Source organism: Pseudaminobacter soli (ex Zhang et al. 2022) (genome assembly GCF_014595955.1).
Classification (GTDB): domain Bacteria; phylum Pseudomonadota; class Alphaproteobacteria; order Rhizobiales; family Rhizobiaceae; genus Kumtagia; species Kumtagia pseudosoli.
Genome location: NZ_JABVCF010000010.1, coordinates 161,271 through 176,319 on the forward strand (window position 1 = coordinate 161,271; position 15,049 = coordinate 176,319).

The window sequence follows — 15,049 nt, forward strand, 5'->3', positions numbered from 1 at the left end:
GGCAAGCCGACCGGCGGGGACTCCGTTCGAGCCGGCACGGAGGGCTCACGCGAAAACTAGGACGGACAATCTGCTGTGAGCCGGAGAAACCGCTTGAATGTGCCGGCCCATCGGGTTAGCAGGTCGCCTTGGAGAGGTGGCCGAGTGGTCGAAGGCGCGCCCCTGCTAAGGGCGTAGAGGTCAAAAGCTTCTCGAGGGTTCGAATCCCTTCCTCTCCGCCAGAGCCCGGCTAACCTCTTGACGGGTTATAATCCTCAGCAAAGTCATTGTGTGCCGGCGAGCACCGCTTGGCGTCAGATTGCGCTCTCCGGGCCGATTTTCTCCAAACCTTGTGACTACGCAAATTCGACACAAGTTTTCTGCCATTGACTTTGTTGATCTTTTTTGGCGGGCCCTCGTGTCAGTTGGAGAGAACCTCCGCCGAGCGTCGGCACCCGATATCGAATGAAGTTCGAATTTCGATGTAGCGCCAACCGCCGCTTCGTCCTTCGATTGCGGACATCGGGCCAGTGAGAGCACCGTTGCGAACGACCTTCCAAGCGGGTCCGGTAGCAGAGCTGGACTGCTCTAAGCCACTCATCCTGCCCAGCCGAGAAAAACTTAGCAGACTGACGAAGTTTCCCCTTGCGTCGCGCGGCAGGGCAGGCAATAGTTAGCGTCATGGCTAAGCATGATCCTGACCTCTCGCTGCTCTTCCATGCTCTAGCCGACCCGACCCGTCGGTCGATCCTGACTCGACTGGCCGAAGGGCCCGCGCGGGTGACGGACCTCGCTGGTCCCACGGGACTGCGTCTGCCCACGGTGATGCGGCACCTTTCCGTGCTGGAGGAGGCAGGGTTGATAGCCACGTCCAAGGACGGGCGGATACGCACCTGCGCCGTCGTACCTGAGGCTCTGGACCCAGTGCGAACATGGCTCGATGAGCAACGGGCCATTTGGGAAGCTCGGCTCGACCGGTTGGATGCATTTGTGATGAATGTAATGAAGGAACGCGCAGAATGACACCGAACCTGAATGCAAGCAGCACCACCCGTGCGGCGCCTGATGATAGAAGGGATCGTTTTGCCACGCTGTCTTTCAAGCGGGACGTAGCCGCGCCGTCGTCGGTGCTGTGGCAGGCTTGGACGGCCCCGGCCGCGCGGGCGGTATGGGCCTCGCCCACGCCCTCGGTCACTATGGAGTTTCTAGAGGCCGACACCAGGGTGGGTGGACGCGAGGTCTCGCTCTGCAAGGTGGAGGGCCAGCCGGACATCCGCTGCGAGAATGGCTGGCTGGAGTTGCAGCCGGCGGTGTGCAGCGTGAACTACGAGGTGGTTTCGTCCGAAGGCGTGACGCAATCGGTAGCGCTGGTGACGGCGGATATCTCAGATACGGGCGAGCGTAGCCAACTGGTCGTGACGGTGCAGCTTTCCTCACTGGCCGAGGACATGGAGGCGGGCTATCGACAGGGCTTTGGCGCGGGACTGGACAATCTCGCGGGCGCGGCTGAGCGGACCATGGTGCTACAACGGGTGATAAAGGCGCCGCGAACCGTGGTCTGGGGCGCGTGGATGAACCCTGAGACGCTGCCGCAATGGTGGGGGCCGGACGGGTTCTCCTGTCGCACGAAGAGGATCGATCTGCGGGCAGGCGGCGAATGGGTCTTCGACATGATTGGTCCGGATGGCACGGTCTTCCCGAACCACCATCGATATGGTGAGGTCCGGGCCGAGGAGAGGCTCGGCTACACCCTTCTTTGGGGGGAGAACGGGCCGAAACATGCTGATGCCTGGGCCTCGTTCGAGGATCACGACGGGGCGACGAAGGTGACGCTGGGCATGATCTTCAGCACGGCGGCCGAGTTCCAAGAGGCGAAAGGCTTCGGGGCGGTGGAACTGGGGCTGGAAACGCTGGGTAAGCTGGAGCGCTTCGTCGCGGCGCAATAGAGCTACCGGGTTGGTCTCTGCCTGAGCGGAGCCGGCAAATCGAAAGAGTTGCATAATTGCTCGCGGGGCCGCGAATTCCGCGAAGCGACTCGCTCCGCCGAACCTCCCGCGAGCGGCGCGCTGCCGTCGGGCAGCGTTGGGGCCGAGAGCGGTCTGGCGGCTTCCGGGGACCGAGTTGGTAAGAGCAGCCATTTGGCTCACCACTCATCTCCGCCGTAACCGCCTATACTGGCGATCGTCCTACTCCCTGATCTCAGGTTCGACGAGTTTCGCGAGTTTGCGCAGCGATTCCTGCCAACCCAGATAGCAGGCTTCCGGCGGAATGATGTCCGGAATGCCCTGCTGCTCGATGCTCACTTCAGTACCCACCGATACTGCCTTTAGGGTCACGGTTACGGTCATCTCGCCCGGCAGGTTGGGGTCGTCGAACCTGTCGGTGTAGACGAGCCGCTCGTCGGGGACGATCTCGATATACGTGCCACCGAATGAATGGCTGCCGTCGGTTGTGAAGTTGCGGAATGACATCCTGTGTTTGCCGCCGACTTTGGCATCCAACTCGTGAACCGTGCAGAGGAAGCCGTTGGGAGGGAGCCAGCTTGCAATTGCGTCGGGTTCGACGAAGGCCCTGAACACCTTCTCGGGCCGGGTGGCCAGAACCCGGTGCAGCTTAACGGTACTGGGCATTGTCATATCCTTTCTTGATGGATGGTGGATACCGCGCTTTCTATGCCGAGGACGAACCACCGGCGGGTCTCCCGACAACGGATAGCACTTTTCAACTACGGCACTTCGTGGCCCGAATCGGTCTGCGAACTTCGCTGCCACCCTCTCAGGCGATCGAGGGCGAGGCCGTTGCGAAGCAGGACGGACAGAAGCAGGAGCCCGGCAGTGCCGAACTGCAGCATGGCAACGTCGTAGGTGTCAGCGAGGTAGTCACGCTCAGGCGTGTGATCCCCCAGATGCTCACGGCAGCAAGGCCGAACAGCGCCCCGACTGAATAGCGCGGGCGTTCCGCTTCCTGATTAGTGGCCTTTCATGTCAATGCCGCCTCCAGCATGAACGTGGCGGCTGTCGGCCGGGGCTTGGTCTCGGTCGTGAAGGCCGTAGTCGCGGATGACGTTGGCAACACGCAGGCGATAATCGGCGAATACGCCGGTGCGTCCCTTCGCTTGGGTCGCGCGGTGCCCGGGACGGTTGCGCCACTGCCGCACCGCCTCCTCATCGCGCCAGAACGAAAGCGAGAGGATCTTGCCGGGCTCGCTCAGGCTCTGGAAGCGCTCGATGGAGATGAAGCCGTCGATCGAGGCAAGATCTTCCCGCAGGGCAGCCGCAAGGTCGAGGTAGTGCTGCGTCTCGCCGTCAGCCGGGCGCACTTCAAAGATCACGGCAATCATGGCCGGATGAGCTCCTCATGTGGCGCTGAGGCCAGGCGCAGAAAGATCCGGTCCTCGCGGCGAATGAACTGTTCCCGTTTGGCGAACTCGTAATTGGACCGCCCCAGCGGATCTTTCCTGAGGCGCTCGCGATAGGCCTCGTAGTCGGCAAGGCACTTGATGTTGTAAACGCCGTACGCGACCGTGCTCGAGCCTTCGTGGGGAGAATAGTAACCGATCAGGTCGGCCCCGCAACGGGGAATGGCCTGGCCCCAGTTGCGGGCGTACTCGTCGAAGGAGTCAACCTTGAACGGGTCAATCTCGTAGCGGATGAAGCAGGTGATCATGCTCGGGTGTCCTCCTGAAGCGTGTGAGAATTCCTTTCTATCCGGTTGAGGGTCGGCGTTGCTTCGGTTACGACCGAAGTATGAAAGAAGGCCCCGTCATCGCCTCCGTGGGCGCCCTCCTGGGAGATCCGGCCCGGGCCAACATCCTCTCTGCCCTGATGGACGGGCGGGCCCTGACGGTCAGCGAGTTGGCCGAGGCCGCGGGTGTGACGATCCAGACCGCCAGTGGGCATCTGTCGAAGCTCGGCGCCGCCAATCTGCTCACGGCGGAGAAGCAAGGGCGGCATCGGTATTTCCGGCTCTCGGGCCCGGACGTGGCACAGGTCCTGGAGGCGCTGATGGGGTTGGCTCAGCGCACGGGAGCAACCAGGGTGCGGACGGGCCCAAGGAATGCCGCCCTGCGGGCTGCGCGGGTCTGCTACGACCACCTTGCGGGCGAACGAGGGGTCGAACTGCTGAACGGAGCTAGGCAGCGAGATTACATAGCGGGTGACGAGCAGTTGGTCCTGACGGATAGGGGAAGAGCTTTCTTCGGTGAGTTCGGGATTGATCTGGCCCGGTTAGAGAAAGGCCGCCGTCCCGTGTGCCGGGCCTGTCTCGACTGGAGCGAGCGGCGCAGTCATCTCGGTGGCGCCTTAGGGGCCGCGATCCTGTCACGGCTGCTCGATAAGGGATGGGCCCGGCGCGATTCCGGACGTGTGGTGACCTTCACCGGCCAGGGTTTAGGGGAGTTCAGGTCAATCTTCGTCCCCTCTGCATAGTCATATCAGCAGGGCTTTCCATCTGATGTGGACAGGCCCGGCGCCGAACGAGCGATCCTACTGGGGAACGCAGAGTCCTCGACTGTTCCACCTGGCCTCCCGAGCCAGGCAAGCAAGCTCGACCTGGCGTCAGCCATGAGCTCGAACTAAACCGGCCGCCCCGTCTTCTGCTGAAGGACGATCGCGCGCGTCCGAATCTCCGGACCAACCACCAGGCTGCCGATCTTGATCTTCACGACGTCGCATCCGCAGCTTGCATCGATCCCGAGATCGAACAACGCTCGGTCTCGCAGGCGGCCCTCCCGATCCAGGAAGAAGCGGTGTCAATCGGCGCGCAAAGCTGACCACTGATTGGAGTGCGATTTTGCCCCTTTTGTAGTGCGCGACGGTGAGTGCCTGACCGGACCGGATGGCGCTCCAGCCGGATTCGGCCGGCGATCTGCTGCAGCGACCAGCCCTGCATGATCCGCTCTCATTTCGATCCTGCCCGATCAGGAATTATATGCTCTTGATCGTGAGATATGACTGACATATCATCTGTCGAATAGGCTTAGAGGAGGCTACGATGGAACCCCAAGACACTCGAATGACCGAACGCCAGCGGCTCTACAGGGCCAATTACCGGCAGCGTGTTGCCGGCTGGTACAATGGTTTTCTGCATATCATGATCATCTACGTGATCGGACTGACGGCGCTTTACGTGTACGTCTCCAACATCCATGAAGTGCGACCCTTGGAATGGCTGACGATTCCAGTCGTGTTTTTGTTCTGCAACTTCTTCGAGTGGTGGCTACATAAATACGTGATGCACCGTCCTTCGAATAATCCGATCGCGCGTGCTGTCTATAACCGCCATACCTTGCAACACCACCAGTTCTTCACGGAAGTCGAGATGCGTTTCGCAGACCATCGCGATTACCGCGTGACGTTTTTCCCGCCCTATGCTCTGGCGGCATTTACGTTGATGTCGATCCCGGGCGCGATCGTCCTTGGGAACTTGTTCACGGCCAATGTGGGTTGGCTTTTCATCTCGACGACAACCAGCATCTACATGATTTACGAGTTCATGCATTTTTGCTGTCACGTTGAAGAGAACTGGTTCGTTCGCAACATGCCGTTCGTGAACACTAACCGTCGGCACCATACGGCGCACCACGATCAGTCGCTGATGATGGAGCGCAATATGAACCTGACATTTCCAATCATGGACTGGCTCTTCGGCACATCAGATCTAAAGCGTGGTTTGCTCGGCCATCTATTTAACGGATACGACACGCGACACATCCGCACCGACATGCGCAAGACTTCGCGAAAGCCCGTGCGTGCATCGTCGTCCGACCAGGTCCTACACCCAGGCGAATAACACATTCAAAAACCTGTCGCCGCCAGTGCCATCGCGATGGTGGCGGCGCCAGGTCCGATTTTGAAGAGGAGAAGCCTGATGCACCTGATCGAGCCGAACGTCGTTGGTCTACTGATCTTCGCATTACTAGCAAGTGTAGGTAGCCTGTCTGTGATCGTCATGAGTGGGGTTTTCCCGCTCGCAACCCGCCCTGATCTGGCGCGTCCCGTTGGTCTGGGGTTGATCGTGATCAATCTCATCCTGCTCGCCCTCGTCCTTTATGGAACGATAGCGTTCGGAGTTGACCATCTCCGTTGGACGAGCATGGTCATCGTTGGCGGACTGGCATTTCTTTTCACGCCGGGACTTTTCAATGTCTGGCCGGGCAAATGGCGGGACGGCGTGCTGGGTCTTGGCACCATCACGCTTGGGCTTGCTGCTTCGGCCTACTTCCTCGGGACGATGTCCTGACTGCCGGCAGCTCAAAACAACTTCAGGTTAATAAGGAGAAGAACTTATGCCCTTTACGATCAAGCTGGGCTTATCCGTGATGGTCGCTTTGGCCGCCATCGGTGGGTGGATATACATGGGCTATCTCAATCAAACCGGACCGCAGTGGGCATTGACGTTTCTCGGCCCGTTTGCCGTCGGTTCGCTCTGGATCTTCCCAGAGGTAATGCGCAACAAGGCCGACGGAAGGGCGAAATGAAAACCTATCGAGGTGATAGAACGATTGATGGCGTGGTCGTGGAGGTCGACGGCCAGGACTTGCAGTATTTCAGGGACGTGAAGCAGTTCAGCAATGCCGCCTTTGAATGGGGATTTGAGGGCCAAGCGGCCACGCAGCTAGCATTTGCACTGCTCTATGATCACACCCGTGACAAGGACCACTCTATCCGACTTGCAAAGCCGTTTATGCAGCAAGTCACCGCCAACTTCGGCAACGAGTGGGAAATGACTTCGGCAGATATCGATGCCGCTATCAGTCAGGTCACCGCCCTCGCGGAGAGGTGAACGACAATAATCCCGAAACACAACCCGAAATAGTTAACGCCGTTACATCCTCATGGGTCATAGAAGGGTGGGCCTCCATGCCGACAAAATTCAAAGCCGCGGTCCTTCATGCGGCAAATACTCCGCTAAAAACGGAGACGGTCGAGCTCAACGAGATGGGTGCGCGGGATGTCCTTGTCAGGGTACGTGCGGCCGGTTTGTGTCACACTGATCTCGAGGTCATCGAAGGCTCGCTGCGCTTACCCTTCCCCATCGTACTTGGGCATGAGGCATCCGGTGTCGTGGAGGCCATTGGGCCAGAAGCGAAGGGGGTGGCAGTCGGGGATCATGTGATCCTCTCCTGGAACCCCCATTGTGGTGGTTGCTTTTACTGCGACCAGAGCTTGCCGATCCTATGTGAGGGCTACCTCGGAAACACGCCGAAGGCCTATGGTTTCGATGGCCGACCCAAGCTCCGGTTGGCAGGAGGACAGGATCTCCATCAACTCATGTATCTTGGCGCGTTCGCGGAATATTGCGTTGTCCAGGATCAGCAGGCGATCCCCGTTCCCAAGGAAATGCCGTTCGCCCAGGCAGCGTTGATCGGTTGCGGCGTCATGACGGGGGTTGGCGCGGCATTGAACGTCGCAAAAGTCCGACCCGGCAGCGCTGTGATGGTGATCGGCTGCGGCGCTGTCGGCCTAGCGTCAATCCAAGGCGCGGTTCTCGGCGGAGCCGAAACGATCATTGCCGTCGACCTGCAGGACAGCCGCCTGGATGTCGCTGCCCAGATGGGCGCGACAGTGCTGGTCAATCCCTCTCGCGAGGAAGCGATCGATGTCGCGCGTGCCCACACCGCCGGGCGCGGTGTCGACATCGTTCTAGAGTCCGCTGGCAACGAACGCGCATTTCGCCTGACGCTCGAGGCAGTGCGCCCGGGCGGTGAGGTCATTTGGCTCGGCAAAACGGATGTCGACAATGATGTGTCCTTCCGTTGGGGATCTCTCATGCAGGAAAAGCGGATCCGAAGATCGAGCTACGGGGGTGCGCGGCCGAGGCAGGACTTTCCGTTTCTATGCCGTACCTACCTGGACGGGCGCCTGCGCCTCGATCCACTGATCTCGCAACGAATCGGGCTCGACGACATCAATCAAGGCTTCGCGGCCTTGAAGGCCGGCGAAACGATCCGAAGCGTCATTTCTTTCTAACAGTAACGCAAGACCGTCCCTGAACAAGGGAGGGCATCAGTGCATAAGGTAAGAGTTAATGCTTGTAGAGACTTCTGACGGGATGTTGGAATGTCTGACCGCCGGCCAGACCGGTGCCGGAAGCGTGGTTTTGGTGCATGGCATTCAAGGCACGGCGTCGGTCTGGAAGCCGGTCATGGGATCGCTTTCGACTAACCGGCGTGTGATTGCACCGCACCTGCGCGGACGAGCAGGATCGTTCTCACCCGACACGGCTGCATCCTATGCGCTTTCGAACTTCGCCAGCGATCTGCATTCCGTGATCAACACGATCTCGGGGCCGGTGCTGCTCATCGGTTGGAGCATGGGCGGGTTTGTCGCGCTCGAATATCTGACGCGCTTCGGCACCGGTCGCTTGATTGGCCTGGGGCTCATCAGCAGCAGTCCGTGCATCAAAGCAACAGCCGGAATCGGCGCCACCTGGTTCAAAGGAGAGACGAGCGAGGAGCTCGCATTGGATGCGCTTGCCAGGGCGGAACGGCTGCAACTGACCGAAACTGCAACGGACACGGCCGTTGCAGGCTCATGGATGAGCGTGAGCATGGCGGACTACCGTGCGATGCTATCCGCTATTTCCCTTCCTGTCCTGGTGCTGCACGGAGCCGACGACGGCGAATGCCCGGTCGAGCACGGTAGGGCCATGGCTGCAGCCATTCCCAATGCGGCGCTCGAGGTATGGGACGGGTGCGGACATGTGCCAATGTCCTTCGATCCCGGCCGTTTCACTGAAAAGCTTAATCGCTTCATTTTGGACTGTGAACGCATGGGGAACCGCTGCGCTCAAAAACAACTGATTTTCAATTCAGTTGACCACTGATATACAACTCCCATATTTGTATGGCATTTTTCTTGAACATCGATCGGTTTAGACACGACACTCCTAAACCGTTCAAGAGGGCCGTCTCATAGTGATGCAATCGAAAGAATCTACCGGTTTAGCGGTTGACGCCTCGTCCGACAGTGGACAGGGCGGAGATACGATGACCGACCGCGCTTATCGCCAGATTGAGGAGGCAATCATAACCCTCCGTCTGCGGCCCGGACAGGTTCTTTCCGAGACGCAGCTAGCAGACAGTCTCGATATGGGTCGCACACCGGTCCGCGAGGCTCTCCAGCGCCTCGCGCGCGAGGGGATGATCACCGTTTTGCCTCGCCGCGGCGCGCTGGTGTCCGAAATCAATCTTTCGAGACAGCTGATGCTATTGGAACTGCGTCGGGAGATAGAGCGGCTTTGCGCCCGCAAGGCGGCTCAGCGCGCCGCGCCGGAGGAGCGAGAGGCTTTCTCGGCACTTGCCGATCAGTTGGCAAAGGCGGCGAGCGAGAGGGACGATGCAGCCTTCATGCGTCTGGATTTACAGTTCAACCAGATGTTGCTGGCCGCCAGCCGCAACGAATTCGCCGAACGGGCAATGCATCGGATCCAAGGCCTTTCGAGACGCTTCTGGTTCCAGCATTACCGCGAGTCTCTCGACCTTGAGAAGTGTGCAATGCTGCACTCGAAAGTCGCCCGCGCCATTGCTTCGGGCGATGGCGACAAGGCGGCGGCGGCTTCTGACGATTTGATTGACTATATCGTCGAGTTCACCCGTTCGACCATTTGAACGTCGGTGCCGAGGCGGCGGACTGACGTTGCATCGGCGCCGAGGCGTGAGGGCCCGGCCCCTTCCCGTTCGGCTGCCGCACCTTCTGTCCGCCTAGAAGTCGATTTCGATCGCGACACCTTTAGAAACGGCGAGATCAACCGTTTTTGATGCAACGGCGAGATCCTGAAGACCGACGCCCGTGCCATCGAACAACGTGATCTGGTCAGCAGATGTACGACCAGGGTGAGCGCCGTTGATGACGGTGCCTAGTTCAATGATATCTTCCGGCGCGATCAGGCCTTTTCCAATGGCGTGCTGACTCTCGCCGATCGTGATTGCCTGTGCAACTTCATCGGTGAACACGCTGGCATTTGCCACAAGCTCCGCCTCGACCTCTTGCTTGCCCTTCGTGTCGGTTCCCATGCAGGCGAGATGTGTTCCCGGCCGAACCTGTGACGCTTTCAGGATGGGGTCGAAGGACGACGTAATGGAGATGATGACATCTGCCTCGGCACCGAGACGATCAAGGCTGACTGCCTCGAAGGGAAGGTCCTCCTCCTTGGCAACCTCCTCCAGACGGCTCAGCATTTCCGGAACCACGTTCCAGCCGATGACCTTTTCGAACTTTCGCTGAGCAAGTGCTGCGCGCAGTTGAAAGGTCGACTGATGTCCGGCGCCGATCATGCCGAGGACCTTCGCGTCCTGACGGGCGAGATATTTGATGGAGACTGCCGAAGCGGCAGCCGTGCGCAATGCAGTGAGCAGGTTCCCGCCTACGATCGCGCGGCACTGGCCCGTGTCAGCATCGAACAGGAAAATTGCTGACTGGTGGTTGGTCAGCCCCTTCTCGACGTTGTTGGGCCAGAAACCGCCCGACTTGAGCCCGAGAGCCAAGCTTTCTCGATCGAACCCTGATTTGAAACCATACAGGGCGTCCGCATGGCCGATTGCCTCGCGAATGACCGGGAAATTGTAGGCAGATCTTCTGGCCATGGACGCGAATACGCCTTCAACGGCGGTAAGGCAGTCGGCCGGCGTGATCAGCTTGGCGATATCTTTTTCAGGGACGACGATCATGACAATTCCGCTTGGTAGGAAGGGGGGCGATGGCCCCCCGATATGGCGTCAATAGGCTTTGCCGCGGGCGGAAACGGGCCAAAGAGTTTCCACCTTGCCGTTACGAACACCGACATACCAGTCGTGGACGTTGCAGGTCGGGTCGCAGTGACCAGGAACCAGCTTGAGCTTCTCGTTCACCTTCAGAACGCCGTTCAGGTCCTCGATGACGCCATGCTCGTCCGAGCACTTGATATATTTGACGTCATCGCGGCCGTAGATGAACGGCAGGCCGGAATCGACGGACTGGGCCTTCAGACCGGCGTCACAGATCGCCTTGTCGGCCTTGGCGTGGGACATGACGCTCGTCAGGATGAAGAGCGCGTTCTCCCATTCGCCCTGGTCGATGCGCTTGCCGTTCTCATCACGGATGCGGCCGTAGTCAGCGTCCATGAAGGCGTAGCTGCCGCACTGGAGCTCGTTATAGATGCCGGAGTTCGACTCGAAGTAGTAGCTGCCGGTGCCGCCGCCTGAAACGATCTCGGGCTCGAGGCCTTCCTTCTTCAGTGCCTCGACGGCGTCCGTCACCTGGGCGATGGCGGCGTCGAGCTTGGCCTTGCGGGCATCGTAGTCGTCCATGTGCTGCATGGCGCCCTGGTAAGCCTGGAGGCCGAGGAAGCGCAGGTTGGGGGCAGCGGCGGCGGCCTTCGCGATCTCGACCACGGCCTCGGTCGTCGTCACGCCGCAGCGGCCGGCGCCGCAGTCGATCTCGACGAAGACGTCGAGGGTGGTGCCGTGCTTCTGGGCGGCGGCGGAGAGGTCGACGATGTTCGCAACGTCGTCGACGCAGACGATGACGCGACCGTCGTTGATCTTCGGCATCCGGGCGGCGCGGTCGATCTTGGCCGGGTCGCGGACCTGGTTCGAGACGAGGATGTCCTTGATGCCGGCGCGGGCGAAGACCTCGGCCTCGGAGACCTTCTGGCAGCAGACGCCGATGGCGCCGCCTTGTTCCATCTGCAGCTTCAGGACGTCGACGGACTTGTGCATCTTGCCATGCGCGCGGTGGCGCATGTTGTGAGCCTTTGCGTAGTCGCCCATCTTCTTGATGTTCCTCTCGAGCGCATCAAGATCGAGGATCAGGCAGGGCGTCTGAATTTCGCCGACGCTCATGCCGGGAAGAGCGGGCACGTCATACCCGACTTCCATGCCGGCGAATTTTGTCTGCATGTTCATTTCTCTATCTCCCTTACTGCCAAGGCAACTTGTCGAGATCGACGTTTCCGCCGGTGATGATGACGCCCACCCGCTTTCCAGCGAATACGCCCTTATTTTTCAGAATGGTTGCCAGCGGCACCGCACTTGAGGGTTCCACCACGATCTTCATGCGTTTCCAAATGAGCTTCATGGCGTCCACGATCTCATCTTCGGACGCGGTCAGAATGTCGGTGACGTGATTTTTGACGAAATGCCATGTGAGGTCCTTCAAGGGCACCTTCAGGCCATCTGCCACGGTGTTCGGGGCGTCGTCGGCGATGATCCGTCCAGCCTTGAAACTACGATAGGCGTCATCCGCCTGCTCCGGTTCGGCTGCATAGATCTTGATGGCGGGCGCGAAGTTGGAGATCGTGAGGCATGTGCCCGAGACCATGCCGCCCCCGCCGATCGGTGCGATGACGGCATCGAGCCCGTCCACCTGCGCGATCAATTCTGTCGAGCACGTCGCCTGGCCGGCAATGACCCGATGATCATTGTAGGGATGCACGAACTCAGCACCGGTTTCGGCCACCACCTCGGCGAAAACCGCCTCGCGCGATGTCGTCGAGGGCTCGCATTCTACCACGCGGCCACCGTAACCACGCACGGCGTCCTTTTTTGCCTGCGGCGCGGTTCGCGGCATAACGACCGTGCACGGAATACCCCGTCGTCCCGCGGCATAGGAGAGGCATGTGCCATGATTGCCGGAAGAATGGGTTGCGACGCCCCTGGCCGCCTGTTCGTCGGTAAGCCCGAAGACCGCGTTGGAAGCGCCGCGAGCTTTGAAGGCGCCCGCCTTCTGCAAGTTCTCGCACTTGAAGAACAGCTCTGCGCCGGCAACAGAGTTGATGTACTCCGACGTCAGAACCGGTGTTCGGTGGATAAACGGCTTGATGCGCGTGTGGGCGGCAAACATGTCCGCAATTGTCGGAATATACATGATTACCTCTTCAGGCCGCCGCTTTAACTTCAGACGCGATATCGTTGCGGTAGTATTCCTGCGCAGCGGCCACGCCCGACCCGAGTTTGATGCTCAGCCCGAGATCGGCCATTGCCATCTCGGCGGTCGCGACCCCTGACAGCGCCATGACGTCCGTGAGGCTACCTAGATGGCCGATCCGGAAGACCTTTCCGGCGACATCGCCCAAGCCAACGCCAAACGCGACGTCGTATTTCTTGGCGGCATGGGCGACGATGGACGTCGCATCGAAACCTTCAGGGGTTCGGATCGCGGTGACCGTATCGGAATAGTACCGTTCATGGGTGGCGCAAATCTCCAGGCCCCAGGCATGGACGGCAGCGCGGATACCCGAGGCAATGCGGTGGTGCCGCAAAAAAACCTGATCCAGCCCCTCGGCCAACAGCAACTCCGTCGACATCTTCAGGCCATTCAGCAGCCCAACCGCCGGCGTGTACGGATAGGCATTGTTGGCATAGCTCTTCGCCATGTCGCGAATGTCGAAGAATGTGCGCGGCAGCTTCGCAGTTTCGAGTGCTTCTATAGCCCGGGGAGAAAAAGCGGTGATCGCAAGCCCGGCAGGCAGCATGAAGCCTTTTTGCGAACCGGTGACGGCAATATCGACTCCCCATTCGTCCATGCGGAAATCCATCGAGGCGATGGAACTGACGCCGTCGACAAACAACAATGCGGGATGCCCGGCGGCATCGAGTGTGCGCCGGATCGCAGCGATGTCGGACTTGACGCCCGTCGCGGTCTCATTGTGGGTAACCAACACGGCTTTGATTTCATGCGCCTTGTCGGCGACCAGTATTTCCTCATACCGGTCGGCCGGGGCGCCCTCACCCCACTTTGCATCGATCACATCGACCTTGAGACCGTGCCGTTGGCACATGTCGATCCAGCGATGACTGAACATCCCGTACCGGGCGGCAAGAACGCGATCGCCGGGGCTGAGGGTGTTTGTGATCGCCGTCTCCCAACCGCCTGTGCCGGTCGAAGGGAACACGAAGATCGAGGCGCTCTCACTCTTGAGGACTTTTTTGACCCCGGCCAGCGCCGGGCGAAGGATTTCCCCGAACAACGGTGAACGGTGATCAAGGGTGGGCATATCCGAGGCCTTGCGAAGGATCTCGGGCATGTTCGTCGGCCCCGGGATGAAAACCGGATTTTGCATATACATGAGGGTTCCTCCTAAGGGTTTGTCCGACAACTACCACGGCCCACCGCTAAAATAAATTTTTTTGAAATGGTTTTTCAAAATTCACCATGATCATCAATATAGCTGCAGAAACAATCTGCTAACATTTTTCATTGCGCAAAATGTTTTTTCATGCAAATTTTATTTACCGATGATCGGTACGAGATAGACATGCCTGAAATTCGACGGCGGGGGCGCCCAAAGGCCTTCAACGGCCCACAGTCCCAAAATACCATCCAAGCCCTCGACCGGGCGCTAGACGTTCTGGAGGCTCTCGCGAAAGCCGAGGGTATGACACTTTCGGAATTGGCCAGCCAATTGGATCAGTCGACGGCTACCATGCATCGCGTGTTGGCGACCTTGGAGCGGCGGGAGTTTGTGGAGATCAGCACGGATGGGCAAATCTGGCACATTGGTCCGGAGGCCTATCGGTTGGGCGCTGCCTTTTTGCGCCGGTCGAATGTGATCGAACTCAGCCGTCCGATCATGCGCGAACTCATGCTGGAGACGGGCGAAACATCCAATCTCGGCATCGAAAAGGACGGGAACGTGTTGTTCGTGAGCCAGGTCGAGACGCATGAATCGATCCGCGCCTTCTTCCCGCCTGGAACATTGTCGCCGCTGCACGCCTCCGGCATCGGCAAGGCGCTTCTGAGCACCTATGATGAAAACCGGCTCGCCAAGTTGTTCGAAGGCAAAGACCTGGAACGGTTCACGGAAAACACGGTGCGCAGCTTCGACCAGCTTCGGAGTGAACTGAACAGGACGCGGGACCGGGGCTACGCCTTTGATGACGAGGAGCGGACCAAGGGGATGCGCTGCGTCGCAGCCCCGATCTTGAACGTTCACGGTGAAGCGGTTGCGGGGATATCCGTTTCGGGACCAAAACACCGTGTTGAAGATTCCGACGTGCATCGGATCGGCGAGCGAGTAAGGCGCGCCGCAACAATGGTGTCGCGACGCCTTGGCGCTCCCTGATCAAGTTAGCTTTCGCGCCGACTGGTGC

18 protein-coding genes and 1 tRNA gene are annotated in these 15,049 nt (G+C 59.6%); 12 read left to right on the forward strand and 7 right to left on the reverse strand.

Annotated elements, in window-relative coordinates; genetic code table 11:
• The first annotated feature begins 130 nt into the window (after positions 1–130).
• The 3 genes from HUI96_RS19030 (at position 131) to HUI96_RS19040 (ending at position 1,925) form a co-directional block, all read left to right on the forward strand.
• A tRNA-Ser gene (locus HUI96_RS19030) sits at positions 131–221 on the forward strand.
• Positions 222–660: 439 nt separating this feature from the next.
• On the forward strand, positions 661–1,002 hold the full coding sequence (locus HUI96_RS19035) for an ArsR/SmtB family transcription factor (protein ID WP_188256260.1): 342 nt from the start codon (positions 661–663) through the stop codon (positions 1,000–1,002).
• A complete protein-coding gene (locus HUI96_RS19040) occupies positions 999–1,925 on the forward strand; it encodes an SRPBCC family protein (protein ID WP_188256261.1) in 927 nt (308 codons plus the stop codon). Before HUI96_RS19035 ends, HUI96_RS19040 begins: the two co-directional genes overlap by 4 nt.
• Positions 1,926–2,165: 240 nt before the next feature.
• Here HUI96_RS19040 and HUI96_RS19045 read toward each other — a convergent pair whose 3' ends face one another.
• From HUI96_RS19045 to HUI96_RS19055, 3 genes are all read right to left on the reverse strand, one after another.
• Entirely contained in the window at positions 2,166–2,609 is a 444-nt protein-coding gene (locus HUI96_RS19045; RefSeq protein ID WP_188256262.1) for an SRPBCC family protein, read from the reverse strand.
• Between the two features lie 338 nt (positions 2,610–2,947).
• Positions 2,948–3,319: an antibiotic biosynthesis monooxygenase family protein gene (locus tag HUI96_RS19050; RefSeq protein ID WP_188256263.1), complete on the reverse strand. Its 372-nt coding sequence runs from the start codon at positions 3,317–3,319 to the stop codon at positions 2,948–2,950.
• On the reverse strand, positions 3,316–3,645 hold the full coding sequence (locus HUI96_RS19055; RefSeq protein WP_188256264.1) for an NIPSNAP family protein: 330 nt from the start codon (positions 3,643–3,645) through the stop codon (positions 3,316–3,318). Before HUI96_RS19055 ends, HUI96_RS19050 begins: the two co-directional genes overlap by 4 nt.
• Positions 3,646–3,725: 80 nt before the next feature.
• Here HUI96_RS19055 and HUI96_RS19060 point away from each other — a divergent pair, with 80 nt between their 5' ends.
• The 8 genes from HUI96_RS19060 to HUI96_RS19100 all read left to right on the forward strand — a co-directional run bounded on the left by HUI96_RS19060 (position 3,726) and on the right by HUI96_RS19100 (position 9,589).
• The gene (locus HUI96_RS19060; protein WP_188256265.1) at positions 3,726–4,406 is read left to right on the forward strand and encodes an ArsR/SmtB family transcription factor; all 681 of its coding nucleotides are present in this window, start codon (positions 3,726–3,728) and stop codon (positions 4,404–4,406) included.
• 565 nt (positions 4,407–4,971) lie between these two features.
• Positions 4,972–5,769, forward strand: coding sequence for a sterol desaturase family protein (locus HUI96_RS19070; protein WP_188256266.1), 798 nt, complete (start codon positions 4,972–4,974; stop codon positions 5,767–5,769).
• Between the two features lie 78 nt (positions 5,770–5,847).
• Positions 5,848–6,219 carry a hypothetical protein gene (locus HUI96_RS19075; RefSeq protein ID WP_188256267.1) on the forward strand — a complete coding sequence of 124 codons (372 nt, stop codon included), beginning with the start codon at positions 5,848–5,850 and terminating at the stop codon, positions 6,217–6,219.
• A 46-nt stretch (positions 6,220–6,265) separates the two neighbouring features.
• The gene (locus tag HUI96_RS19080; RefSeq protein ID WP_188256268.1) at positions 6,266–6,457 is read left to right on the forward strand and encodes a hypothetical protein; all 192 of its coding nucleotides are present in this window, start codon (positions 6,266–6,268) and stop codon (positions 6,455–6,457) included.
• Complete coding sequence (locus HUI96_RS19085; protein WP_188256269.1) at positions 6,454–6,762, forward strand: DUF6166 domain-containing protein; 309 nt, start codon at positions 6,454–6,456, stop codon at positions 6,760–6,762. The genes HUI96_RS19080 and HUI96_RS19085 overlap by 4 nt, the downstream gene beginning before the upstream one ends.
• Before the next feature lie 77 nt (positions 6,763–6,839).
• Complete coding sequence (locus tag HUI96_RS19090) at positions 6,840–7,949, forward strand: Zn-dependent alcohol dehydrogenase (protein WP_188256270.1); 1,110 nt, start codon at positions 6,840–6,842, stop codon at positions 7,947–7,949.
• Positions 7,950–8,007: 58 nt separating this feature from the next.
• Entirely contained in the window at positions 8,008–8,805 is a 798-nt protein-coding gene (locus HUI96_RS19095; protein ID WP_188256271.1) for an alpha/beta fold hydrolase, read from the forward strand.
• A 163-nt stretch (positions 8,806–8,968) separates the two neighbouring features.
• A complete protein-coding gene (locus HUI96_RS19100; protein WP_237684223.1) occupies positions 8,969–9,589 on the forward strand; it encodes a GntR family transcriptional regulator in 621 nt (206 codons plus the stop codon).
• A 93-nt stretch (positions 9,590–9,682) separates the two neighbouring features.
• Here HUI96_RS19100 and bhcD read toward each other — a convergent pair whose 3' ends face one another.
• Genes bhcD through bhcA form a run of 4 tightly spaced genes read right to left on the reverse strand, consistent with a single transcriptional unit; the run spans position 9,683 to position 14,025 of the window.
• Positions 9,683–10,648, reverse strand: coding sequence for an iminosuccinate reductase BhcD (bhcD, locus tag HUI96_RS19105; RefSeq protein WP_188256273.1), 966 nt, complete (start codon positions 10,646–10,648; stop codon positions 9,683–9,685).
• Positions 10,649–10,696: 48 nt separating this feature from the next.
• Positions 10,697–11,863 carry a 3-hydroxy-D-aspartate aldolase BhcC gene (gene bhcC / locus HUI96_RS19110; RefSeq protein ID WP_188256274.1) on the reverse strand — a complete coding sequence of 389 codons (1,167 nt, stop codon included), beginning with the start codon at positions 11,861–11,863 and terminating at the stop codon, positions 10,697–10,699.
• Between the two features lie 13 nt (positions 11,864–11,876).
• Complete coding sequence (gene bhcB, locus HUI96_RS19115) at positions 11,877–12,824, reverse strand: beta-hydroxyaspartate dehydratase BhcB (protein WP_188256275.1); 948 nt, start codon at positions 12,822–12,824, stop codon at positions 11,877–11,879.
• Between the two features lie 10 nt (positions 12,825–12,834).
• Positions 12,835–14,025 carry an L-aspartate--glyoxylate aminotransferase BhcA gene (bhcA, locus tag HUI96_RS19120; RefSeq protein ID WP_188256276.1) on the reverse strand — a complete coding sequence of 397 codons (1,191 nt, stop codon included), beginning with the start codon at positions 14,023–14,025 and terminating at the stop codon, positions 12,835–12,837.
• Positions 14,026–14,214: 189 nt separating this feature from the next.
• Here bhcA and bhcR point away from each other — a divergent pair, with 189 nt between their 5' ends.
• The gene (bhcR, locus tag HUI96_RS19125; protein WP_188256277.1) at positions 14,215–15,021 is read left to right on the forward strand and encodes an HTH-type transcriptional regulator BhcR; all 807 of its coding nucleotides are present in this window, start codon (positions 14,215–14,217) and stop codon (positions 15,019–15,021) included.
• The last annotated feature ends 28 nt before the right edge of the window (positions 15,022–15,049 follow it).